22 protein-coding genes are annotated in these 23,191 nt (G+C 44.7%); 9 read left to right on the forward strand and 13 right to left on the reverse strand.

Annotated features, from left to right (window positions below):
- Nucleotide 1 precedes the first annotated feature (1 nt).
- Together J4N39_RS22345 and J4N39_RS22350 are read left to right on the forward strand one after the other, a co-directional pair.
- The gene (locus J4N39_RS22345) at nt 2-2,521 is read left to right on the forward strand and encodes a hypothetical protein (RefSeq protein ID WP_252025096.1); all 2,520 of its coding nucleotides are present in this window, start codon (nt 2-4) and stop codon (nt 2,519-2,521) included.
- Between the two features lie 749 nt (nt 2,522-3,270).
- Nucleotides 3,271-3,654, forward strand: a complete 384-nt coding sequence (locus J4N39_RS22350; RefSeq protein WP_252025098.1) for a hypothetical protein — start codon at nt 3,271-3,273, stop codon at nt 3,652-3,654.
- A gap of 508 nt (nt 3,655-4,162) precedes the next feature.
- Here the strand turns inward: J4N39_RS22350 and J4N39_RS22355 are convergent.
- The 3 genes from J4N39_RS22355 to J4N39_RS22365 form a co-directional block, all read right to left on the reverse strand.
- Nucleotides 4,163-4,969, reverse strand: a complete 807-nt coding sequence (locus tag J4N39_RS22355) for a J domain-containing protein (protein WP_252025100.1) — start codon at nt 4,967-4,969, stop codon at nt 4,163-4,165.
- 427 nt (nt 4,970-5,396) lie between these two features.
- Nucleotides 5,397-5,825 (reverse strand): hypothetical protein, encoded by a 429-nt coding sequence (locus J4N39_RS22360; RefSeq protein ID WP_252025102.1) that lies wholly within the window; start codon nt 5,823-5,825, stop codon nt 5,397-5,399.
- A gap of 316 nt (nt 5,826-6,141) precedes the next feature.
- Nucleotides 6,142-7,215, reverse strand: coding sequence for a linear amide C-N hydrolase (locus J4N39_RS22365; protein ID WP_252025104.1), 1,074 nt, complete (start codon nt 7,213-7,215; stop codon nt 6,142-6,144).
- A 126-nt stretch (nt 7,216-7,341) separates the two neighbouring features.
- On the opposite strand from J4N39_RS22365, the gene J4N39_RS22370 reads away from it, so the two are divergent.
- The 4 genes from J4N39_RS22370 (at nt 7,342) to J4N39_RS22385 (ending at nt 10,469) form a co-directional block, all read left to right on the forward strand.
- Nucleotides 7,342-8,220 carry a LysR family transcriptional regulator gene (locus tag J4N39_RS22370; RefSeq protein ID WP_252025106.1) on the forward strand — a complete coding sequence of 293 codons (879 nt, stop codon included), beginning with the start codon at nt 7,342-7,344 and terminating at the stop codon, nt 8,218-8,220.
- A gap of 147 nt (nt 8,221-8,367) precedes the next feature.
- Nucleotides 8,368-9,357, forward strand: a complete 990-nt coding sequence (locus tag J4N39_RS22375) for a GGDEF domain-containing protein (protein WP_252025108.1) — start codon at nt 8,368-8,370, stop codon at nt 9,355-9,357.
- A gap of 103 nt (nt 9,358-9,460) precedes the next feature.
- Nucleotides 9,461-9,829 (forward strand): hypothetical protein, encoded by a 369-nt coding sequence (locus J4N39_RS22380; protein WP_252025110.1) that lies wholly within the window; start codon nt 9,461-9,463, stop codon nt 9,827-9,829.
- Nucleotides 9,830-10,046: 217 nt separating this feature from the next.
- Nucleotides 10,047-10,469: a hypothetical protein gene (locus J4N39_RS22385; protein WP_252025112.1), complete on the forward strand. Its 423-nt coding sequence runs from the start codon at nt 10,047-10,049 to the stop codon at nt 10,467-10,469.
- A 59-nt stretch (nt 10,470-10,528) separates the two neighbouring features.
- On the opposite strand, the gene J4N39_RS22390 is transcribed toward J4N39_RS22385, so the two are convergent.
- The 5 genes from J4N39_RS22390 to J4N39_RS22410 all read right to left on the reverse strand — a co-directional run bounded on the left by J4N39_RS22390 (nt 10,529) and on the right by J4N39_RS22410 (nt 13,188).
- Nucleotides 10,529-10,819, reverse strand: coding sequence for a hypothetical protein (locus tag J4N39_RS22390; protein ID WP_252025114.1), 291 nt, complete (start codon nt 10,817-10,819; stop codon nt 10,529-10,531).
- A 233-nt stretch (nt 10,820-11,052) separates the two neighbouring features.
- Nucleotides 11,053-11,268, reverse strand: a complete 216-nt coding sequence (locus J4N39_RS22395; protein ID WP_252025116.1) for a TIGR02450 family Trp-rich protein — start codon at nt 11,266-11,268, stop codon at nt 11,053-11,055.
- Complete coding sequence (locus J4N39_RS22400; RefSeq protein ID WP_503064168.1) at nt 11,265-11,801, reverse strand: CIA30 family protein; 537 nt, start codon at nt 11,799-11,801, stop codon at nt 11,265-11,267. Before J4N39_RS22400 ends, J4N39_RS22395 begins: the two co-directional genes overlap by 4 nt.
- A 75-nt stretch (nt 11,802-11,876) precedes the next feature.
- The gene (locus tag J4N39_RS22405; RefSeq protein ID WP_252025118.1) at nt 11,877-12,143 is read right to left on the reverse strand and encodes a DUF3081 family protein; all 267 of its coding nucleotides are present in this window, start codon (nt 12,141-12,143) and stop codon (nt 11,877-11,879) included.
- A gap of 160 nt (nt 12,144-12,303) precedes the next feature.
- Nucleotides 12,304-13,188: a LysR family transcriptional regulator gene (locus tag J4N39_RS22410; RefSeq protein WP_252025120.1), complete on the reverse strand. Its 885-nt coding sequence runs from the start codon at nt 13,186-13,188 to the stop codon at nt 12,304-12,306.
- 143 nt (nt 13,189-13,331) lie between these two features.
- On the opposite strand from J4N39_RS22410, the gene J4N39_RS22415 reads away from it, so the two are divergent.
- Together J4N39_RS22415 and J4N39_RS22420 are read left to right on the forward strand one after the other, a co-directional pair.
- Entirely contained in the window at nt 13,332-14,003 is a 672-nt protein-coding gene (locus J4N39_RS22415; RefSeq protein ID WP_252025121.1) for a type 1 glutamine amidotransferase domain-containing protein, read from the forward strand.
- A 264-nt stretch (nt 14,004-14,267) separates the two neighbouring features.
- Nucleotides 14,268-15,905, forward strand: a complete 1,638-nt coding sequence (locus J4N39_RS22420) for a cellulase family glycosylhydrolase (RefSeq protein ID WP_252025123.1) — start codon at nt 14,268-14,270, stop codon at nt 15,903-15,905.
- 99 nt (nt 15,906-16,004) lie between these two features.
- Here the strand turns inward: J4N39_RS22420 and J4N39_RS22425 are convergent, their stop codons facing one another.
- The 3 genes from J4N39_RS22425 to J4N39_RS22435 form a co-directional block, all read right to left on the reverse strand.
- The gene (locus J4N39_RS22425; RefSeq protein ID WP_252025125.1) at nt 16,005-17,402 is read right to left on the reverse strand and encodes a PTS fructose transporter subunit IIBC; all 1,398 of its coding nucleotides are present in this window, start codon (nt 17,400-17,402) and stop codon (nt 16,005-16,007) included.
- A 203-nt stretch (nt 17,403-17,605) separates the two neighbouring features.
- Complete coding sequence (manA, locus tag J4N39_RS22430; RefSeq protein WP_252025126.1) at nt 17,606-18,820, reverse strand: mannose-6-phosphate isomerase, class I; 1,215 nt, start codon at nt 18,818-18,820, stop codon at nt 17,606-17,608.
- Between the two features lie 66 nt (nt 18,821-18,886).
- The gene (locus J4N39_RS22435; protein WP_252025127.1) at nt 18,887-20,788 is read right to left on the reverse strand and encodes a PTS fructose transporter subunit IIABC; all 1,902 of its coding nucleotides are present in this window, start codon (nt 20,786-20,788) and stop codon (nt 18,887-18,889) included.
- 334 nt (nt 20,789-21,122) lie between these two features.
- Between J4N39_RS22435 and J4N39_RS22440 the strand changes: the two genes are divergently transcribed.
- On the forward strand, nt 21,123-21,962 hold the full coding sequence (locus J4N39_RS22440) for an AraC family transcriptional regulator (protein ID WP_252025128.1): 840 nt from the start codon (nt 21,123-21,125) through the stop codon (nt 21,960-21,962).
- Between the two features lie 18 nt (nt 21,963-21,980).
- Here J4N39_RS22440 and J4N39_RS22445 read toward each other — a convergent pair whose 3' ends face one another.
- Together J4N39_RS22445 and J4N39_RS22450 are read right to left on the reverse strand one after the other, a co-directional pair.
- Complete coding sequence (locus J4N39_RS22445) at nt 21,981-22,763, reverse strand: PTS sugar transporter subunit IIA (RefSeq protein ID WP_252026892.1); 783 nt, start codon at nt 22,761-22,763, stop codon at nt 21,981-21,983.
- Complete coding sequence (locus tag J4N39_RS22450; RefSeq protein ID WP_252026894.1) at nt 22,760-23,062, reverse strand: PTS fructose transporter subunit IIB; 303 nt, start codon at nt 23,060-23,062, stop codon at nt 22,760-22,762. The genes J4N39_RS22445 and J4N39_RS22450 overlap by 4 nt, the downstream gene beginning before the upstream one ends.
- Nucleotides 23,063-23,191 lie beyond the last annotated feature (129 nt).

Here is a 23,191-nt window from a genome sequence, read left to right on the forward strand (position 1 = left end):
CGTGGCTGTTAATTTCACCAAAGAGAAAGCTGTTCGCACTGCAAGTAGCAACCTTATAAAGGTTACATTGGACATTGAGGAGTATTTCAAACGTTTCGAACTTGTCTATGTGAAAATCGCAGGATTTGATGATGAAAATAAGGACTATCGTGACCGAGTCATTGAAGTATCCAATGCAGCTCGAAGTAGTGGTGTAGTCAGGGCATCATTACACTATAAACCTAGTGGCGAGCTATCCGGTAAATATTTCATGATAGATAAGGGTAGAACGCTAGATATGCCAGAAGGCTTCAATCTAGAATATATTTCTGCAAGTGATGTAAAGGCCCGGAATCTTCGTTTTGTTTTGGAGAAGTTGTTGTGTCATTCAGTACCAAGTCTTATTAGCGCAGATGAGAGAAAAGTACGTAATGGCTTTATTCATGAGGAAAGGTATTGCAGGGTCGTTGACTCTTTCACTTATGATGTAAAAGACAGTGATGGCAGCAAGACTGGTCAAAAAACCATTGCACTTAAAGCGGTATACATAGAGCCTGACTCCGATTGGTTACTATGGACCGGAAAGAATGTTGATACTGGTAAGAGTGGTAAAATCACAACTTACCTTAAGTTCAACTCAATGTTGTTCCGTGAAGCTGCACATTTAACTCCAAATCAGTTGAAAGGCAAACCTCGCTACGATATGTCCAGTGTTGGCTTCATTCACAGAACACTAGACGGCAATAATCTTCAAGTTTCTGGTGAATACGTACAGCAAGCGTTCTCAGGCAAGAAAAGTAATGTGAATGGTTATGCTCATGACAACGAAGGGAATGTCGACCCTGATGTAACTCGGGCTGGCGCAGCCTATCTCTTCGTAAAAGATATCAACAAGATACTTGGTGATATTATTACCATCGAACTGGTTGAGCATGAATTTGATGCAAATGTAGCAGGTAGCGCTTTCAATGGCATAATCGAACGTGAGTATAGGCAAATCAACAGTCTGCTCTCCAAGAAGAGAATATTTTTAATTAACAAATCTGAAAAAGCTAAACCGGCTAATATCACTGAACAGATTAGAAAAAAAACTAAGTTCGACATCAAGATAGTTGATGATGTGCCAGACGAAACTGGATCAGATGATATTTTCCTCCTTATAACCGATACCAAAGAACATTATGAAGAGGCTAATGAAACTGACCCCTACAAGCAGTTCAAGGCAGCAAACCCGGGGTTAGTGTCTCAGAATATGACCCTCGCTAACATCTTCCCTGAGGGTGAACTCAACGAGGCTGCGTTAGATAAAATCCTAGGTGACATTGTATTTAAAATGGAAGTTCTTAAGGGGAAATTCTTAATCGATCGTCCCAATATTGAAGATGGCACTGTGTTCATTCTTCCTCATAGAAGCCCTTGTCATCGTGATTGTAGGAACAAAGGGAAGATCAGGGGTAAAGGTAAGTGCAAGTGTGAGGATCGCTGGAAGTATATTCGCTGTGATGTGAATCAATGTCGTATGGAGTACAAAGTCCTTTCTAGAGAAGAACTTCATCTTTTGTGTGATTTCCTCGGGGAGAATGCATGTCGTCTGATTGGTCGCCGCAATTCAAATGGTAATTACACCAATGATCGTAGCCCGTTAGCTATTACCAATGATGGTCATAACTACATTTTTTTTGTGCAAACTAGCATGAATGCGATGCCGAATTTCGATCTGATCGAAAACAGTACTGCGAAGTCCATCGCTATCTCAAAGGCAAAGGTTGAGCGAGAGTTTTTCGAAAGGTGCGTTGCTTTTGAAACATACTCCAACACTGTGACGTCTGCTTTGAAAGCGATGCTTGTAGAAAATAATGACTCCCACTTTAGCCGCTCAGAATTCGATAAATACATCTTTCGCAATGACATTATTAAGCCAATAAAAGATAAATTGAAAGCAGCTAAGAAAAGTAAGGTTTTTTATGCAGAAGACATTGAAGAAATCGAAGAGGAGCTAAAAGAAGCTAAGGCTCTTAAGCCAAAGTTTAAGTGCAAAAAGCCCTTACTTGAGGCAATAAGTGAAAGCTATTACGTAGATATAGCGGGGGAAAAGCATGGTGTCTACTGGCATAATTCTAAAAGTAATAGCGACCGAGAGCTGTTCATGCACTTTTCTGGATTTAATATGTCCACTAAGTCCCAGATCTACTACGCTGGTGAAGGGCGAGGAGTAAGCGGTAGCGACCATACTAAAGAAAAGTTATGTGTTATTTACAAGCTCGTAAGTAATATGACCGATGGAGTTGGTGCTGAAATTCTGGAGTGGTTTATGAGTGGTAGCATTCGGAACAAACAGACAACAGCGAGACCGTTTATTTTTAAGCATATTGCAGAGTTTGGGGCGATGTTGGACTCAGGAACTATCATTGTTGATGAGTACAGACCTAAAGCTCTAGTGGAAAATATTAGACGAGTAAAAATTCCGTCTTCTATCACAGCTGTTGAATCTACCAACAATATAGAGGGTGACGAGGACTACACTAGCTACCTTGCCGATTGAGTATGAATCTTTATTACTCAAGTGTCAGTAGTTGTGTAGTCTAACTACTGGCGAAGTATGATACTTTATTTTTTCCTGCCCCCAAATTTGACTCTATAACAGAGGGGGAGCTAGGAATTATAGTATGAAACTTTATTACTCTGCTACAGTTTGAGTGAGGATTCAGAGTCAAAGTTTGAGGGCAGTGGAGTTTTACTTCGCTGCCTTTTTTGTTGTTTCGACTTAGGTGATTTATCCCCTGAGATCATCTCAAGAATCTACTAGTACGCCTCACCTACTCAAAGCTAGTTCAGAGCTTTGCTTTCATGCCCATCCCCCACAAAGTTCTCGAAATGATTCTCCCCCTTGTTCGATGCAACTGATTGATCGAGGAAGTTTATATAAGGGGGAGCTAAAGGGGGTTGGTGACACCGAAGTTAAGTCGAGCGCATAAACTACACCGACTCACAAAAATCGCAGCCAGCCTAACTCGTTTTTGCCCCAAAGCATGCTTTGGTCACTACATGGAATCATAACTAAACCTAATACGAACACCTACGACTACGACTACGACTACGACTACGACTACGACTACGACTACGACTCAAGTATAGTACGTTCAATCCTTTCACTAAAGCAAACGTAGTTTATATAGAAGATTTTATTCGCTGTTGAGTTGAATATTAAAAATGGCACAATATAAAACCTGTGTTATTTTATTTAAGCTAGACAGAAAATTTGACTCTGTACTAATATAAAGGTTGGTTGGTTTGAATAAACACTCGGTATCTGTATCACCTTTGTTTGCTGAATCTCAAGTCCAAAAAAGTCCATTTGTGATCTACCTTTTGGACTTTGGGTCGTTTGGAACATATGTTGGAATATCTAGTGATTTTATGGCTCGTTGGGATCATCACCAAAATTCAGCATACAACAATAATTATACTGGTACCTGTAACGACAGGCTTAAAAATGCAATTAAACGTTGTCCAGCGCCCAAGTTTTATTTTGTAGCCCTTGCTGACTCTCAGAAAAAGGCAAGGGGTTTAGAAGCTCTATCTATCAAATTTTATGAACCTACACTAAATTCACAACCTGAATATAGTCAGACGGTAGTTAGTTATTCATTTGTAAAATTAAATACATTAACCTGACGTATTCCTATTAAATCTAAACGTGACCATGGTAATAATGATAATGATAATGATCGAGATATGCATTTGTGTGAAGTGGTTTGGAATAGATCAAAGCTACGAGTTCAGGTAATCGACGGGGCTCGTAAAGGGCTGTTTGTTGAGTGCTCAAAAGCAGCTAGGGCGGAAGGAATGAAAGTTAAATTAAGGCAGCCTTGAAGTCCACAGGAAAAAGCTTAGTTGCTGCCATATCGGCTCGTTTGATCGCAGTTTAAAACAAAATACGGGTGATTTTTTGTGGTTATCGTGCGATAATGCCCTTATTTACCTAGTGACTTTGCATAACTTTAGCAACAACCACAAAAGACCTAAAAGGAATAAGCTCTCTATTTTTTGGGACTAATATCTAAAAGTTTATAGTCGTACGCTGCAGTTATTAACAATATTACTTTTAGAAACTTCAGCACTGATTATAGTTGGCTTATCAAGATGGACCAAAACTTTAAACACATATTTATGTAGGAGAAAGTTACCTACTTAAAATAACAAATGTCAGTAACATAATTATAAGCGAAATAATTTTGATTCCAAGAATTTCACTTTTTTCTTTCTCTTGCGCTGCTTTGAAAGCTGCATATTTTTCTTGCTCTTCAACTTTAAACGTTGGTTCACCGAACTTATCTACGACACTTTGCTCGACACGATCAAAGTCGATAGATTGCCCAAAAAATACTGCCAGTTTATTCAACTCTCTCGCAGCTTCTCGATTCCCGTCAGAAATGTAGTCGAGGGCTAGATTTTGGACATGAATGTTATTACCGAAGTATCGAGTAATGAAATTGTTTTTTAGTTGTTCAGCGACTTGTTCTAGTAACTCAAAGTTACGATGCTCCAACATTGTTACTTTAAAGCTAGTCGCTAAAGCTTGCGAAATTTTGTGGAGATCATCGTATTTAGCAGTTAGCTCTGGATAGATCTCTACAGCCATGCTCCAATCAGCTTCAGAAGATTTTTCAAACTCAGCGTAACAATCATTTTCTTCGGGTTCAGCTGAATTGAAATTATTACTTTCTCCCCATTGTTCATCAAAGGCTTGTCTCTTTGAGGTGTCTGACAATGTGGCATAGGCTTCATTGATCAACTGCATTTTTTCAGTAGCATCAGCCCCTTGATATTTGTCAGGGTGATACTTGTTGCTCATGATCTTATAGGCTGCTTTTATGAGTTTGATATCAGCTTCTGGTGTGATTCCGAGTAGTGAGTAATAGTTGTTCATCTGCGTTGATGTGAGTGTTTTGCTAATTTTTAAAGGCATTAAGAGCGTATCAAGCTCCATAACTACGATTTTGTATTATATATTACCAATCGTGGACTTTAAAGTACCGACTATTGCCTACATGCTGGCGAAAGTTCTCACCTGACGTAACGAAGATAAATATGCAAGCTAACCTGATACCTATCGATATCAAAACTGAAGATAAAACAGGAGGTTGGACATTGCTCTTTCGTGACATCGCACTAACCATAATCAATGATTAGGTCTATATACGCTTATTTCAGTACCTAGAAGAGCACATTGTGGGGCTAACTGTGGTTTTAACCGTGATTGCCATCTTCGTTGCTCTATACCTAGGTTTAGCTTTTTGAAGCCAAGAGCCTTGTACCATGCAGGGCTTGTTTGCCAGTTGGCGAACTAGGTGACAAAGGTGGAATAAAAAATGCCCTCGACATAGCGAGAGCATTGGTGGTGTTAGTGAATGGTATTAGCGCTCAAGCACAGTGTAGTACTGCGTTTTGATGTTACCCATATCAAAACGATTAATAACTTGAACCTTGAAATTCGATATGTTGCTTGAAAAGTTTGACGCTATATTACTGTTTTTTATCTGTTGTAGCTGCCAGTCCTTGTATTCCTGACTATTAGCATATTGCTCAAACTGGCCGATAGAAACACCAAACTGGTTAGCAGTAGCAGCTGTATGAATTACGTTTGTGTAGGTCATAACACACTTATGACCATCCCAAAGGGCCATTACGCCTACTAGCGAGTTTAATGGTCCCCCTATAGGTAATTGAGGAACAAGAGTTTGTTGTAGTCCTTTGTTGGTATCAACACAAAGTTTCTGTGTCATAACCTCTGCTTGAGTTGTAAAGGAGGCAGCAAGTAGAGTTAGCACAATTGTCTTTTTCATTGTCATTCGTTCTATATAAAATCACCTTCCTGTATTGTACATTTATAATACAAGACATCACAAGTTTGTGCTCCACTTATCTAACAGGTTAGAGAAAAGAATCATACGGAAAAGACACCTGATACTAGCATGACCTGCACCAGCAATAATGGACAACACATTAAGCAAATTACCATACAAAAAGTTATCCGTATAAAGCTAATTCAGTAGTTGCCCTGACACAGTTTTGTCCATAAACGAGATACAAGAATCCCCCTGACCAAAGTCGAGGGGATACCAACCCCATCACAGGGCACACCAACAACAAACCAAACACCTAACGCACCTCACAAGCCCCAAACACAGCCTTACTCAACCCTTGCTCAGCCTGCTTCACAGTATCCGCGCACATTGTTTCAGTGAACTCCAGTGTGTCGTTGAAGTTGTAACCAATCTGAGCTCGTGTGTCGTAGTTGGTGAATAGGAAGTCACCGCTCTCGTGGTTGTAGACGAACTGAGTCCAAGTGGCGTAAGTCTCGTCGTTGGTTGGGTCGATAAGATCTTGCGGAATCAAGTTACCTGCGTTGTATGTGCTCAGCAGTTTGCCACGAGTTTGTGCCCAGCTTGCATCTTGTTTGAACTCAACATGCTTAGTGTTAAACAGGCCACGTAAGTTACGGTCTAGTGAGCTGATTGAGCTTGGAATACCTTTTGCTGTAAGGTCATCCAAATTCACTTTCTCAACGTAAGCACGGTGGTCTTGTTGCAGTGGCGAGTTAGCCATCACACGCAGATCCGAGTTTACGTCGCCACGGTAAACCACCATTTTACCGCCTTCATTAAGCTGGAGCAGTGCAATGTCGCCCGACTTATCTTGAATTGAAATATGCACGCCGTGCTGAGTGCCGTGTAGGCCATCTTTCCAAGCAATTTGCCATTCGTTGTTGTTGAATGCTTTCACCGCCTCTTCAGTCGTTGCGTAAGTTTCTGTGATGTAGCGAATGACGTTAAGGAAACTCACCGCTGGTGCGCCAGTATCTTCATAATCTGCGATGTATTGTGCCGAGTCCGCCATGTAAAGCAAAGATGCGGCAAGGCCTTCAGAGTTGATGGCGTCAGAGGCAACGCCGTGGAACACGTCCCACTCCATCTGAGCAATCGCATGATACTTAGTTGTCCACTGCATTGCGTTTTTGTAGCTCGGCGCTTCAGAAACGTTTTTAATACCGACTGGGTTCACTTGAGTCACGTTACCTAATTGGTCACCCCAATCTAGAGAGCGGACGGTCGATACTCCATGTGGCGTATCTAATGTGAAGCGTGAACATGCGTTGGCCGTGTTAGCTACAGTTGCGATAGAAACAGCGGCGATGGCGATAGTAGCGATTTTGTTAAGCTTGAATGATTTCATAATAAAACTCTCTTTAATTGGGGGATTAACTCTTGGAATGAGTCTATTATTGCTATCAATCAGCGATTTCAAAGCCGCTGAGCATAGGGGAAACCCCTACAAAGGAATTAATTGCCAAGGAAAAATATGCCAGCCTCGTTAGAACAGCTCAGAGCTTTTGTCGCCACCGTAGACAACAAAGGCATGGCCCAAGCGGCCAGACATATTGGAAAACACGTATCCACAGTGAGAGAGCAGCTCAATAATCTAGAGATAGATACTGGGTTAGAGCTGTTTATTCGTCATCCTCGTTCCCTTGAGGTCACGCCAGAAGGTGAGCAGCTGTATAAGTCTGCGGTTGCGATGCTAAAAGAGGCAGCACTTTTTGATGCCAACGTAGATAGTATTTTGCAAGGCGTACCCGACAAGCTAACCATCGCCATAGACTCTAGTCTTATGGAGGGCAAACTAGACACCATCATCGCCCACCTTGCTAACGCTTACCCTCACATGTCGCTAAAGCTTGTCACCAGCGACACAATGCAAATTCAGAGTTGGATAATCTCAGGCATTGTTGATATTGGCCTGATTTTTAACACCTTACGTATCCATGACGAACTGACGACAAAGAAAGCATACTCCTTTGGCGTGCAGCAAGTGGTTCCTACCTCGTGGGAGTTGCCTGAACAGGTGAACTCGGATCGCCTCAACGACAAGCTACAAATTAGCCTGTCTTTTTTGTCAGATATTGGGATGAGAAGTGCAGACGTGACTAGCCACCGATTCATGCTTTGCAACAACGCCATACAGACATTAAACCTGATAAAAGCTGGGGTTGGCTGGGCATCCCTACCGGGCTTTATCTGCCAAAAAGCCATTGAGGACAAACAGGTGCGCCTTTATCAATCAGTGGAAGACAGTGTTTCCGAGTGGACCACCAACATCGTTTGGCAGAAACAAAAAGTCCCTAACCCAGCGATGAAGATGTTTATTGATGAAGTGCAAAGGCTACCGAAATTGCGTTAAATATCAATCTATACGCTGGGTCATACCGTGTCTGCTCAAGAAATACTGTGCGCACCAAAAACCCCATAATTAACAAGTGATGTTACCAAGTAGGTACAAATTACCATCTATACTTTATCTATTGGGTGCATGAGCAGGGATTGCCAAGTGATATTTCCAAACGCAAGAATTGAAAAATACTATCAGCAATGTAATGAGTTGCTGAGTTTTTCAGGTTTATCATGGTGGATCATCGACTTAGAAGAAGACCCAGACACGTTTTATTGCAACCGCACCATGTGTGACACTTTTGACCTTGATAATGGTCTGCTTGGGCATTCGGTCAGCAAGACCTGCCCCATTGCGGGGGATTTCAACAAATTCATCGCCATAAAAAACACCACTAGAGCACAGAAAGTATTTAGTGACTTTAAAGCGCTCAAAGACAACACCCTCAGCGAGTACCAAAATCGATTCCCGTATTACGATGAAGCAAAGGACAAAATTCTTTACTTCACAAGTTGTGCCAAAGCGCTGGATCGCAATGAAGAAGGCAAGGCAACCCTCCTGTTTGGCATCATTGAACCTGAAACCGTCAGCGAAATACTCTATCGACAAGCGTTATATGACAGCCTCACGGGGCTTAGAAATCGCAGGGAGTTCGATAACCAATTACAGTTTTTAATTAACCTTGCCAAAAGAGAGCGTAAGGTTATCTCACTGATCTTTTGCGATATCGACCATTTCAAACAATACAACGATGAGCTCGGTCATTATGCTGGCGATGAGTGCCTTAAGAAGATCGCCCGCTCATTGGAGAAAACCTGTTGTCGTGAAACCGATATCGTCTGCCGCTACGGCGGGGAAGAGTTTGCAGTCATCATTTATGGGGAGGACAAAAGCGTGTCCGCACTTGCGGAGAGCATTCGTATCGGGGTTTCCGATCTTGCCATTCCCCACCCGTCGCCGAATGTCGATATCGTAACGGTCAGCGCAGGTTTTACATCCTTAGTTCCCAATGACAGTACCTCCTCAAGAATTCTAATTGAGAAAGCGGATTGTGGGCTTTATCAAGCAAAAACCAATGGCAGAAACCAGACCATAGATTGCACCTGTACTGAAGCCGAGATCATTAGTAATAGCGCTGAAATGAGCTAACATTTTTGGGTAAGCCTATTTAAGAATTCACTTCTTAAAAAGTACACAAACCTTAAACCATGTTTATTAACCAGCGAGTTAACCCATTTTTATGCAGAACTTAATGACAAGTGGCAGCCTATTCGCACTGCTTACCATCGTCGGCTGCCAAGCAGCCCCTCAAAGCCATTCAGGCTGTGAACCGCAAAACTGGGATGACGCCAATATCTCCCATGAACACGCATTCATGGCCCATCAAAAGGCAATGGCACTGTTAGAAAGTCGGCCCACCAGCGACAGCGAATGGCAACAGAGTCTTAATGTTGAATTAGAGACCTTGACTCAATCGGGGTTGGAGCTGATGAGCCTAGTCAAATCGTGCCGTGGTACAGACCAAGAGGCTGATGCAAAAGCATGGTATCAGGACGTTTTCGAACTCCAAAACAAGGTAGCAAAACACTATCCAGACTACGTTGTTGGCCAGATGCCCTAGCCTTCCACAACGTTTCTCATACGCTCGCATCATCCTTTTTATCCATCGAGTGCACGGTTGATAAATCACCAAAACAGTAGTAGCCTTGTCGCTAGGCAAGTTGGGGGCCTACCTCGCAAAAGCGATAGTACCAACACGACAAACAAACTAAGCAAGCATTTCACTTGCATATCATCCCGCAACCGATAGCGAGTAGGTTGACTGTTAGGAGGACGATATGCGTCATCAAGACAACCCTGATCTTCAATTATGGCTTCGAGAAGCCAAGGTTCTGCACAAAGCCGCGTTATCACCATCTTTGGCAAATTCCCTACCCGTACTTCGGCGCTTACTCAGTGCAAAAGTGTTAGAGGGTATCTCTTTGCCTGAACTCAAAAGCCAGTCTGAGATCATTCAGCGTAAACACTTATTGCATATGCTGGCGGCCGAGAATGGTAAGCGTTGCTGGGCCGAGTTTAAACAACAAATAGAATCTGCCCCACAAGGCTCGATACTACCCAATAGCCTGGAACTGAAAGAAGCAGGTTACCCAGTGTTATGGTTCTCTTCGCTAAGCGAAGCAAATCGCTACAGCGAAGAGCACGGCGGGAAAGTAATCAAAGTTGGCGAGCAGGCTGCGGTTACGCCGAAAATGGAGTAATTGGACATGTTGACCTAAAGACGGTTAACTTTAAATGGCGGCACCCTAAGTGTCGCCATTCATGCCGCTATCAATCCATTGCGCACCAAGGCTCGACGTACATTCTTACACATCTTGCCAAAGCGTCTTAATTCATCGAAGGTTGGGGAAATGTTTTGATCGATCTGATGCTGCCAGTATTGAAGCTCTGAATCGACAAGCTCCATCAGCTTTTTAGGACACCCCGTACATAAGCTATCCACGCCACATTTAAACGTCTCTTCCTGATACAAAGGAAACTGCGCTTTTACTGCATCAATGATCTGTTGCATTGCAGTGATACGGTCAGGCTTTTGGCTCGATGTAGGCATAGTTAACTTAATGTGGCTAAATGGTGGCTCATAAACTAACAGACCACTGAACACGGTCAAGATACCCAAAAGTGGTGATTAGAAAATCTCACTCAGTCGCTGGGCGAGATAACCGATAATGTTTGACTGTTTAGCTATTTTTGCTTTTGCTCAAATGGCTCGCTACGAGTTCAAACTAGCGAAAATGAAAAAAACCAATAATAGTTAGATCAAACGACAAGAAGATTGACGTGCTATTGCCAGCCAAGCCGCCAAGTGTTGCTGTCTTTTAGCTCTCGCCACTCTATGTGATATTCGTTTCCAGAAATGACCGCTTGAATGACGCAATCGGTGATCCGCTGCTCTTCATCAAAGCTGACCGATGTAACGGCAAAATGCTTTTCCTTTTTCTCGACCACGACTTTGGTCCACTTACTATTGAGTAGAGCCTTTGGGCTGATCTTGTTCATCGGGTCTCCTTGGAAGCTGCAAAATCTAAATGGAATAATTTGAGTTCGAAAGGTCCAGAACGTTTGTCCGCAATCAGCAAGCCAACTTGTTCTATATCAGCAGCCACCAATACAGGAGCCCCCTCTACTAACCGCCCTCTAAACACCGCAATAAAATCGTTCAGTAAAAAAGATTGCTTGATGCGCTGGCCTTCCGTGGTTGAAAACTCATGTTTGTAGGTGATCCGATTCCCACCTTTCCAAGTTGCCAAGCGTAGTTGATAAGTACGCCCATCACCTTCAAACTCCAGAACCACAGAATCTACCTTGCTCTCAAGCGCAGAGATCTGGCGGGTCACAGAGCTAAACCCACCATTATTCTCTAAAGACAATCTGCCAACAAAGTGACTCGTCACGCCATTAAAAGCGATGGTGCCTTGGGAGATACCACCCATGACATTATCGTTAGTTGTGCGCCAAGCGTCGTGCTCTTCACGCTGGGTAAAATCAATCATAAAATTCTCTGAGGCCATGGTACTGACGGAGCAAAGCATTAAGATAACCAGAGTTAGCCAAGATGCTATCGATGCGAAAGGAGAGGGTTGTAAAACGTTACTCACGGTACCTCCTCAGTGCACGAGTTTATGGGCATTTAGCGCCAAGCACTGCTGAGTGAATTCTTCAAAGCTGGCTTCCTTGCGGTAGTCAATTTTCAGGGAACCATGGAACATCAAGGTCACGGTGACATCTTTAAAACCCAACCAGCAGGTGTAGCCGTCATAATCGTGCCAAGCCTGCATGTCACCCAATTGGAACTTGTGATCGTGTCTCTCCCCTCTTGAGCGAATAAAATCAAAAACTTGAAGGAAATCTTTTACCGTGAGCTTGTTGTCCATCGAATAACTCCACGTATTGGGTTTACTGCGTTCATACGTAGAACATGACACGCTCGATCACTCTAGTTTTCCAAGCTACTGTAATCATTGAAAACGTAGTCAAAAAGTGGGGAGTTGTCCGCTTCTATCAACAAGCAAAAAACTTTGGAATTAATTACCCCTACTCCTGCCAGTTGGCGAAATGCTCAAGTAAATAATCAATAGCGAGCCGGGCTCTCATTGGAAGAAAACGGCGATTTTGATAGACGATCCAACTGCTTGAGCCGCTGCCCCAGTATGGTTCAAGAACAGGTTGCAAGCGACCATCGGCTAGCGCACCGTTAAATGAACTCTTGGGTAGATATGCTATACCCAATCCTTGCTCACATGCCGCTAATACCACATTAGGGTTGTTACTACGCATGCGGCCTTGCACCTTTACCCCATTTAACGCCTGACCACTCTCTTCAAACAGCCACACATCTTTGTTGGCAATAATACAACTGTGTTGTTTAAGTTGTTCAGGGTGGGAGGGCTGACCAAACTGGTCGATGTACGCTTGGCTTGCGGCTGCAGCCATAGGGCGGTCAATCAGCTTTCGAGCCACAAGACCGGAATCATTTAGTCGTCCATACCGGATGGCGAAGTCAAAACCCTCTTCCACGAAATTCACCATCTTGGTATTAAAATCGATATCGATACTCAGTTTGGGGTGTTGCTTTGCAAACGCCATCAAGGCAGGTGCAACATGGTTTTCCGATAGAGCACCCGCAGCGCTCACTCGCAGTGTTCCACTAAGCTGGGTTTGCTGTGAAGTCACTAGCTCGTTGGCCTGTTGCAGACCAATAACTAACTCTTTGCACTGTTGGTAATAGATCTCTCCCGCTTCGGTCAAACTGACCATGCGTGTCGTACGAGCAAACAATGCAGTGCCTATACGCTCCTCAAGGCGAGTCACTTGTCGGCTGACATGGCTGGTACTGCAACCCAACTGTTTCGCCGCAGTAGAGAACCCTCGGCTTTCAGCCACAGCAACAAATTCGTTAATGCCTTCAAAACTGTCCATGAGAGTCCCCGATACGAAATTTCTACCATTGAAATTATTGCTATATAGCAATATTGATTTGCAATTTAGGCGTATTATCATTCAATTGAACACAAATTAGAATCAAATGGTCAAAATGAGAACGACTCGTAAAGGATTGAACCATGAAGAAAGTACTAATTGTTGTTACCAACCACGCCACTTTGGGTGAAACAGACCAATCGAACGGCACTTACGCACCAGAACTCACTCATGCCCTGAGCGAGTTATTAAAAGCTGGACTAGATTACGACATTGCGTCAATCAAAGGCGGTGAAGCACCTCTTTATGGTACGGACATCGCTGAAGACAGTGTTAACTCAGAAATCCTCGCCAGTGCTGATTTCCAAAACAGAATCAACAACACCATTCCCGTTTCTCAGGTGAATGGTGATCACTACGATGCTATTTTCTACCCGGGTGGATTTGGCCTTCTATCTGACCTTGCAAACAATGATGCCTTTGCCCAAATTGCGGCCAAGCATTACGAAGGTGGCGGTATTGTAGCGGCAGTTTGTCACGGCCCAGGTGCTTTGCTGCCAATCACGCTAAGTAATGGTGAGAAACTGTTGGCCTCTAAGTCCGTCACTGGATTTACTCGTGAAGAAGAAGTCGACTTTGGCACCATCAATGACATTCCATTCCTACTAGAAGAGTCGCTTGCTCGTAGCGCCGCCCGATACACGAAAGTGCAGCCTTGGCAAGAATTGGTACTAGAAGATGACCGAGTGATCACGGGCCAAAACCCAACCAGTGCTCACGGTGTAGGTAAAGCGATCGTAAAACTGCTCGCCTAATTCTGCCCCTCAAAATACTGACTAACGGCGCAATTAGCGCCGTTCTGCTACCTTACTCATGCATGTTCGATGCTCCTATCACCATTCCAACCCCGACGAACATCAAATTTTTACCGAATCTAATGCGCTCCAAGTCCTATTTTTCCCGACAAAAAAGTACAAAATTCTACCCAATCCACAATCGTAACGTTACGCATATGAACTAATTATCCTTGATTGCAACAATAGTTAGGTGCCCTAACAATACACAAATAAGGATAACCTATGCTTAAAAGGACGCTAGTCATATCTACCATCAGTCTTGCAATTACCGCTTGTATGGACAGTTCTAAGGAAACCATGAGTGGTGATATCTCTCCCACCTTTCGAGGAAATGGTACCTCAGCCGCAACGATACGATATCAAGACAAAGATGTTTACCTAAATGGGGTAAACGTAGCTTGGCTGAATTTCGCTTCTGACTTCGGTAACGGCTTAGATGTAAGTAAGACCAATCAACTTCTGGATCAAGTCAAAGCCTCTGGTGGTAATGCGGTTCGTTGGTGGACACATACCAATGGCACCATGAGCCCAGTGTGGAACGCCAGCGTAGATGCGGTTGCAGACGCAAGTGCGCAAGCTCAAATCATTGCTGACATCAAACAAGCGCTAGATATCGCAGCAGGCAAAGACATGTATATCATGCTTAATCTCTGGTCATTCGATATGCTGGCGATCACTCAATACGGCGTTAACAATGTGATTGGTGCCAACTACGCACTACTGACTGATCAAGCGATGAGAGAAAGTTACATCACCAATTTCCTCAATCCTCTTTTGGACTCCATCGCAGGACACCCAGCGCTCATTGGTATCGATTTGTTCAATGAACCAGAAAACATGACCGAAAGCTGGTTCCTCGACAGAGAAAGTCTGGCTAGCCAGTATCATGTTACGCTAAATGACATTCACACCACCACTGCGGTCTTAAGCGCAGCCATTCACGATTACGCTAAAGATCTAGGCCAAGAGGTACTGGTTACGACAGGTCCTAAGTCGATTGGTTTATACAATGCTGATGGATTTGGTGGAACCAACTACTACTCGGATGCCCAGATGATCAATCTTGGCGGCGCTAGTGCGCCACTTGATTACTACGCCCCGCACTATTATGACGACATGGGCAAGCAAGGCGCTTGGTCTCCTTTCTACCACTATGCAAGTTACTGGGAGCTAGACAAACCCGTCGTGGTAGCTGAGTTTTTTGCTGACAATGATGCCTACAAACCGGCGAGTTTTAACTACTATAACGACCCTATCGAAGAAGCTGAGCTCTGTGTTCGTCTGAAAAATTACCAATACGCTGGTGCATTTAGCTGGCAGTGGGGACACGATACATATCGCCAATCGACTTTAAACTGCGTCGCCGCTGCCGCTGGTAACGACCAACAGGAGCCAAGTGCCACACTTAGCTTTGAAGATGCTGCCCACTTAGTTCAAGTCAACGTAAACTCTGAAACGGGCTCGACCAGTGCCATGTCTCAGTCAAGCGATCAAGCGCAAGCGGGCAGCCAATCACTTAAAATCGACCTAGATGAGCCAACGGGTGAGAAAAAAGTGTACGTTACTTTTGCCACCGATGCCGTCGCGCAGGTGAGTAAGTTAGATGTTTGGGTGTACTACCCACAATCACTTGCTGATGCAGGAGTGAACGGAGGCAAACTGTTCGCTAAAGATGGCAATTGGAATTGGAGTGAAGGACCTTGGGTTAACATCACACCGGGGCAATGGACACTAGTCTCTTGGACACCATCACAACCAATGACTCAACTCAATGAGCTAGGCTTCCAGCTTTATGGTGATGCGTCGGGTAGTGATTTAAATACCTCGTTTTATATTGATAGCGTTACTATCGGTGATTAACAAAAAAAATAAAAAAGGCGAGCTATCTAGCTCGCCTTTTTATTTTTTACACTCGAAAAACAAAATATAGTTAATATTTCTATCACTTAAGTGAGAATATTAAACTCTAACTATTTCAACAGCACTTTTCATCGCTTGTTTAGTCGTACAATCAAACACATTTGAATGAGCGAATCTATCGACATCCTTGACCTGAATATCGTGTGCCAAAATTACAAGTTTTGCGTTGGCAATATCAACCGCTGACAGTCGATTCTGAATACCATTTTGCCCTTGAGTTTCCACTTTAATCTTCAGCCCCGCCGCTGCGCCTGCTTTTTCCAATGCTTTGGCTGCCATGAATGTATGCGCTACGCCAGATGGGCAACAGGTCACCGCAACGACATCATACTCGCCCTCTCCTGCGCTAATGGCTGCAGGTTCTGGTTGAGCTGGGCTTGAATCAGCACTGGCTTGGTTTTGGTCGACGGTCGGCTTCCATAGTCCGACGATTAGCGCCGTAGTCAATGCACCCGCAGCAATACCAATAATGTAGGAAATACGTCCTTCAACCACAGGCACAACAATCAGACCGCCCCACGGTGCATGACACAAAACATTCGCCATAAAGCCGATAACGTTACCGACAATACCACCCGCTACAATGGCAGGCAGAACACGTAGTGGGTCATTCGCAGCAAATGGAATCGCACCTTCCGAGATACCGATCGAGCCCATAATCACTGCCGCTTTACCTGCTTCTTGCTCCTCTTGAGTAAACTTCTTCTTAAACAAGAAGGTCGCAAGTGCTAAGCCTAGTGGTGGTGTACAGATAGCGATAGCCACACCACCCATCAGCCAAGGCTGGGTGTCGACCTGAGTTTGTGCAAATAGAGTTGCAACTTTGTTGATTGGACCGCCCATATCAAAGGCTGTCATACCACCAAGAATCGCACCTAATACTGCTTTCGATGCACCAGCCATAGAGTTTAAGAACTCATTCATTGAGCCCATGAAAAGTTTAATTGGTTCACCGATGCCCCAAAGCACCAAACCGGCTGAAATTAATGTGCCGCCAAGCGGGTAAATGAAGTAAGCACCTAGCGCCGTTAAGTTTGCTGGTAGTGGGATTTTTTTAAGCTGATAAACCACGCCACCTGCGATGAAACCGGCAACAATACAGCCTAGGAAGCCACCGCCCATATCCGCCATGATGCCAGAGGCAATCATTGCTGGCGCAAGTCCTGGTTTATCGGCAATTGAGTAACCGATGTAACCACCAAGAATAATCGGAAACAGCACCAAACCCTTGATGCCAATGGTTGAGATGCCAGCCAGAATACCATCGGCTGGCACTGCGCCTTTACCGGAAATCATCACAGCCAACGCCAATAATACCCCACCAGCTACAATGAAAGGCAGCATGTGCGAGGTACCAAATAATAGATGCCCTTTAAGGGTGCTCAGTGTACTTTTTATATCACGTTCATTCGTAGTTTGAGCGGTTAAGGTACTCATAATACGACTCCTTGTATTGGATTATATTTAATTTGTTACTTTGTTTTTCTTGTTATTAATTTAGGAATAACTCGCCGACTTATAAATAGCAAAATAAGTGCAACAGCAGTACATTTGTAACCACAAATATTGAATGTGACTGGCGTCATATCTGCTAAAATAAAAAAACCTCGCCGCAGCGAGGTTTTTTATTACTTTTAGGACTAACAATACGCTCTGGCCACTCGACCAATACTGCTTATTTCATATTGCTTGCAATAGGCAGGTATAAATACCGACTCACCTTTCCCAAATCGGCTCTCTTTTCCAGACGCATGACTAATCACCAACTCTTCGTCCAAAGCAATCAATATTTCAGGGCTGGTCACCGTAACTTGCGTGGAACTTGGCGACGAAAGCACAGCAAACTTAAAGTCGTTCGCGGGGACGGGATATGTGGCTTGATCCTTTTCGATGATGGGCTCAATGAGCATCGAATGAGTGGGTTTTTCTTCAAACAAAGTGCACGCTACCAACTCATCTACGTCAATGTGCTTATTGGTTAAGCCTGCTCGCAATACGTTGTCAGAGTTCGCCATTAACTCAAGGCCTGTCCCTCGTAGGTAGGCATGAGGAGTTTGGGCGGCAAGATACATTGCTTCACCGGGCGCCAAGACAACTAGGTTAAGTATTAAAGGAGCGAACAACCCGATATCCCCTGGATACTGTTTTTCCAGCTCCAATATCAGTTTGAACACATCATGGTTTGGCTGAGTGTGAGCAAAATCTATCAATTGAGAGAGAGCGTTCGAGCGCCGATCAGGAGTTAGCTTTAGTAGCGCCGAGAAAAACGCAGCCAACCCATTGGAAGACATATCGCCTTCAAACTGAGTCACTATTGGCTGTAACTCTTCAATCGCAATCAAGTTGAAAAAATGCAAGATCTCGTCAAATGCTCGAAAACCATTGAGCGCATGGTACTCCGTCAGCGCAAACACCAGTTCTGGCTTATGGTTGGGATCATTGTAGTTAAGTGCCGCTTCATTTGGCTTAATTGCCTGCTGCTCTCGAAGGAATCCAGACTCTGCTTGATGTTTATTCGGGTGCACTTGAATCGATAGTGCGCTCTCCGCAGCCAATACCTTAAACAGGTAAGGTAACCCATCGAAGTGCTGATTGGCCTCTCCAAGCACACCGCTTGGGTCAGCTTGAATGAACTTAGCTAAAGAAAACTGCTCTCCCTGATAGGAAACTTTCGAGCAGCCATTGGGGTGAGCGCCCATCCACAACTCTGCTTGTGGCTCGCCCTTTGGGTTATCTAATCCAAATAGCGAGTTTAAAGATGTTTTACTACCCCATGGATAATTTTGGATGACATTATGCATCGCCAAAAATGGAGGACGATGCTCATCGAGTAATTGAAATTGAGTGCTTTGCATAGAAATATCCGGTCGTTAAAGGGCCCAGACCGCTACAGCCTGGGCTTAAAAGAATTCCGAGAGGAGTTAAGCGGCTGCCGCAGAAAGCTTGGCCTTACGAAGATTTTTCAAAGCAATACACACTAGAGCAGTAACCACAGCGCCTGTCGCCATGCAAAGTAGTGCTTGTAGTGGGCTATTCATGGCGCCAAGTAGAGCCACGACCGGGCCGCCGTGTGCGACGCTATTAGTGATACCAATAGAGAATGCCATCACCGCTGCCACCATTGAGCCCAGTACGTTAGCAGGGATCACTGACATTGGGTCTTGAGCGGCAAATGGGATAGCACCTTCAGAGATACCCACCAGACCCATTGCGCCCGCAGCCTTACCTGCTTCAATTTCAGATGACTCGAACAGCTCGAACTTACGTCCAAGCACTGTCGCTAATGCCATGCCTAGCGGTGCAACTGGGATAGCACATGCCATCGCACCCATGAACTGCGTCTGGCCACTAGCAATCATGCCAACCGAGAACAAGAAAGCGACTTTGTTAAATGGACCACCCATATCAAAGCCGGCCATGCCACCCAGCACGATACCCAGCAAGACAACATTACCTGTGCTCATTGAGGTCAATAGTGCAGTTAGACCGTCCATCAAGTTAGCAATCGGTGCACCGATAACAAAGATGAATGCACCTGCGATGAATAGGGAACCCGTGATTGGAGCAATCATGATCGGCACAAGTGGCTGAATAAACTTGTGGTAGTTAATCGAGGTAATCCACTTAACAAAGTAGCCCACCAGCAAACCTGCAACGATGGCACCGATAAACCCAGTACCAGCTTCTGCGCCATAGAACGAACCGTTGTTTGCAATCCAACCACCAATCAAACCAGGTGTAAGCGCAGGACGGTCGGCGATGGCATATGCGATATAGCCCGCCAGAATTGGGATCATCAGAGTAAAGGCAACCACACCAACATCTAGAATTTGGTTCCAAAGGCTACCAGGAGGGATCGCCATACCTGCTTCGGTCGGTTCACCACCTATCGCAAGAGCCAGTGCAATCAATAGGCCCCCAGTCACCACAAACGGGATCATATGAGATACCCCATTCATCAAATAGCGATACAGATCTGAGCGGGCTTGCGTCGCTTTGCTCGCCACCGACTGTTGTGGTTGAGAGTTGTCTGCCTGATAGGTTGGAGCGTCGAGTGCCTTAGTGATCAATCCCTGCGCATCTCGGATTGGTGCTTTTACATCCGATTGGATCAGGCGCTTACCCGCAAAGCGAGCCATGTCCACTTGCTTGTCACACGCCACGATAATCGCCTCGGCACTCTCAATTTGCTCGGCCGTTGGGCTATTCTTCACCCCAATTGAACCGTTGGTTTCGACAATCACCTCATAGCCAAGTGATTGTGCACCTTTCTCCAAAGCTTCTGCCGCAAGATAAGTATGAGCCACCCCTGCAGGGCAGCCGGTCACACCGATGATGAGCCCTTTATTTGCCACATTGGTTGGCTCTTGTTGCTGTGGTTTATCTAGCAATAGATCCAGCGCTTGTTTTGGTGATGACGCCTGCATAAAGGCCTCAACAAAACCATCTTCAATCAGCTTAGAAGAGAGCTCTGCCAACACCTCAATATGGTGATTATCGCCACCATCGGGTGAAGCAATCATGAAGAACAATTTGGAAGGCAAACCATCCTCAGCACCGTATTCAATGCCCGACTGTTTAACCCCAATCACAACCGCAGGCTCAATCACCGCCGAGCTTTTTGCATGGGGTATCGCAATACCATCCTCGAATCCGGTGTTGCCCTGCGCTTCTCGAGCCTGAATATCAGCTAAGAACTGCTGTTTATCGCTGATTTTTCTTTGGGCGAAAAGGACGTCGATAAGCTCATCAAAGACTTCATCTTTGGACGTAGCTTGTAAGTTGAGATGGATTAAACTCTCGTTAATTAGCTTGGTGATCATTGCGAACCCCTAATACTGCTGTTGATGTTTTACATACAGTTTGGAAGGGTTAGAGATTCGGTTGTAGTGTACTTTTGATGCATTATCTAGACATTTGTAACAGCAATATTGTTGCGTGACCCAGATCACCCAAAACACGCCCTAACAAGTTAAAAACCAAATAAAATCAATGATAAACATGATTTTCTATGAATTTTTGGCACTACATTAACTATAAATACGTATCAAATACTGGATTATTGTAACTCCATCAAGTAACTGTGACTTTGCTCAATAGCTTTACTGGAACCACTAGGGTTATAGTGAATTAAGTTTTCTAACTTCGGCACCCAACATGACCTTTGACGCATTGCTCTCATCGATTTTGAATGAAGGCGAGCCCTTAAAAAACATCTGGTTTGCGGGGGACTTTCACACGCCTCCAAAATTCAGTTACCAGGTAAATTTCCCGCGTCTGGAAATTGTGCTTGGGGGAGAGTATGTCAATGAAATGGAAGATCACGATCGCAAAGTGGTCACGCGCACTGCCACCATAGGTGATGCGTTATATATCCCACCGAACTGCTGGAATAAACCAGACTGGGACAACGAGGTTTCAGTCTTAAGCATTTTGTTTGGGCGCAAGCAAATGGGGCTGAGCTTAGTCAGTAAACACAAAGGAGAAACCCAGTTCTACGACATTCAGAAGCACAGTATTCAAACCCGCTCTGGCTTCGCTATCGACAATATCCTTGAAGCGCTAAATGCGCTAGCAAGGGAACCTCACAAGAAGCCGATGGATGAGTTGCTACTTAAAGCTCTGTTGGAGTACAGCAAAACCATGCTCGCTTCACCGCAAGAACACGCTCAAAATCGAGTCACTGACCTTTACCAAGGGATCTGTATCTACATTCAAGAGAACTTCCATCGCCCTATCTGTCGAGACAGTATTGCTGCGCGGTTCAATATCTCTTCTAACCACCTTTCCCGAATGTTTCGTCAGCAAGGTCACATGACACTCGCAGATTACATCACTTGGGTACGAGTCGAGAGAGCAAAGTTCATGCTCAAGAAATACAGTTTCAAACTGAGTGATGTGGCGCAGCGCTGCGGCTTTAGAGACGTTAATTACTTCTGCCGAGTATTCAAAAGCCGTACAGGCAAAACCCCCACCCAATATCGCACGGCGCACTAACTTCGGAAGGGTTTTCCCTCACGCCTCAAGCAGTCGTGTCATCGAATACATCAAAATCGCTTGAAGCTCGATACCGCTCCGAGTCAGTAGCAGCCGTTGCGCTAGGTCGCCTGTGAGCAAATTACGAGTGAGATTGGTGGCTGCCATCACTTGATCTCGAGTTGGGCTGGTGGGCATTACGATAGCGATAATTAAGTTCACCTCGCCCAAGCGGGAGTCCCAATCGATCGGGCTGTCACTGCTGATCACGGCAATGTTGATCTGATCGACATCATCAAACATCACATGGGGCAAAGCGATACCAGCTGTCACACAAGTGGATGAGCGCTCTTCCCTTTTGATCATCGCCAAAATCAGCTCATCGGGGTTGGTAGGATAAATAAGCTGTGCCACTGCTTTAAGCCCAGCAAATTTAGTCAATTGGGTTTGCGCTTTGGCATAAGACCACTGAGTGGCTATAGGGAGCTGCAAGGCAGGTACTCGCTGCGCCAATTGTGATGAAAACTCATAACTCACCTTGGAGCCAATTAAGGTGTGATGATCGGCGATAATATCTTTGAGCACAAAGCATGCAAGCTCAGCGTCTATGCCAACTGCGGTGATCTGACACAAGTCGCCATCAACCAAAGCCGCTTGCATGATGGCCAGTGAGTGGGAAAGACTGGCACGGCGATTTCTGGTCAGATTAAGAATCGAAAGATCGCTTTTGAACTTTCTGGCCAATTTACACAAGTGAGGAGAGAGCCGAGCATTCGCACTGGCGTCGGCGACAATAAAAGTTATCTGGTACTCAAACATCAGCGGCGGCAGTGTTTGATGAACACTTTATCAACGTCAAGCAGTACCTCTTCAATGGGTATCTGGACGCGTTCCATTCCTTCAAAGCGGCCTGACTGTTCAACTTCAATATCGGATACGATCAGCACTTTTTGCGCCTGTGCAATGTCCGTTGGAGACAGCTGGTCTTCAATGCCCATAGCACCTTGAGTCTCAACTTTTAGTTGCACATCATACTTCGGCGCTGTTTTTCGCAGTGCATCTGCAGCCATATAAGTATGAGCAATGCCTGTTGGGCATGCTGTCACAGCGACTATTTTCATCATTTATTCCAAAACATCTTTTGGGGCATTTTATCATAGCTACTGTGAGTAAAGCCTTATTGGCTCTGGGTTTTAAAAGACCAACTTCACACTTTGCCATCTGTGGTACATTAATCCAGTTACGGTTAT

Source organism: Vibrio sp. SCSIO 43136, from assembly GCF_023716565.1.
Taxonomy (GTDB): domain Bacteria; phylum Pseudomonadota; class Gammaproteobacteria; order Enterobacterales; family Vibrionaceae; genus Vibrio.

Coding starts and splice junctions, on each gene's coding strand:
- J4N39_RS22440 (WP_252025128.1), top strand. CDS start 21,123: ATGACCTTTGACGCATTGCTCTCATCGATTTTGAATGAAGGCGAGCCC.
- manA (WP_252025126.1), bottom strand. CDS start 18,820: ATGCAAAGCACTCAATTTCAATTACTCGATGAGCATCGTCCTCCATTT.
- J4N39_RS22380 (WP_252025110.1), top strand. CDS start 9,461: ATGACAAGTGGCAGCCTATTCGCACTGCTTACCATCGTCGGCTGCCAA.
- J4N39_RS22405 (WP_252025118.1), bottom strand. CDS start 12,143: ATGGACAACAAGCTCACGGTAAAAGATTTCCTTCAAGTTTTTGATTTT.
- J4N39_RS22400 (WP_503064168.1), bottom strand. CDS start 11,801: ATGCTTTGCTCCGTCAGTACCATGGCCTCAGAGAATTTTATGATTGAT.
- J4N39_RS22420 (WP_252025123.1), top strand. CDS start 14,268: ATGCTTAAAAGGACGCTAGTCATATCTACCATCAGTCTTGCAATTACC.
- J4N39_RS22355 (WP_252025100.1), bottom strand. CDS start 4,969: ATGGAGCTTGATACGCTCTTAATGCCTTTAAAAATTAGCAAAACACTC.
- J4N39_RS22410 (WP_252025120.1), bottom strand. CDS start 13,188: ATGGACAGTTTTGAAGGCATTAACGAATTTGTTGCTGTGGCTGAAAGC.
- J4N39_RS22395 (WP_252025116.1), bottom strand. CDS start 11,268: ATGAACAAGATCAGCCCAAAGGCTCTACTCAATAGTAAGTGGACCAAA.
- J4N39_RS22385 (WP_252025112.1), top strand. CDS start 10,047: ATGCGTCATCAAGACAACCCTGATCTTCAATTATGGCTTCGAGAAGCC.
- J4N39_RS22415 (WP_252025121.1), top strand. CDS start 13,332: ATGAAGAAAGTACTAATTGTTGTTACCAACCACGCCACTTTGGGTGAA.
- J4N39_RS22425 (WP_252025125.1), bottom strand. CDS start 17,402: ATGAGTACCTTAACCGCTCAAACTACGAATGAACGTGATATAAAAAGT.
- J4N39_RS22390 (WP_252025114.1), bottom strand. CDS start 10,819: ATGCCTACATCGAGCCAAAAGCCTGACCGTATCACTGCAATGCAACAG.
- J4N39_RS22365 (WP_252025104.1), bottom strand. CDS start 7,215: ATGAAATCATTCAAGCTTAACAAAATCGCTACTATCGCCATCGCCGCT.
- J4N39_RS22450 (WP_252026894.1), bottom strand. CDS start 23,062: ATGAAAATAGTCGCTGTGACAGCATGCCCAACAGGCATTGCTCATACT.
- J4N39_RS22370 (WP_252025106.1), top strand. CDS start 7,342: ATGCCAGCCTCGTTAGAACAGCTCAGAGCTTTTGTCGCCACCGTAGAC.
- J4N39_RS22360 (WP_252025102.1), bottom strand. CDS start 5,825: ATGAAAAAGACAATTGTGCTAACTCTACTTGCTGCCTCCTTTACAACT.
- J4N39_RS22435 (WP_252025127.1), bottom strand. CDS start 20,788: ATGATCACCAAGCTAATTAACGAGAGTTTAATCCATCTCAACTTACAA.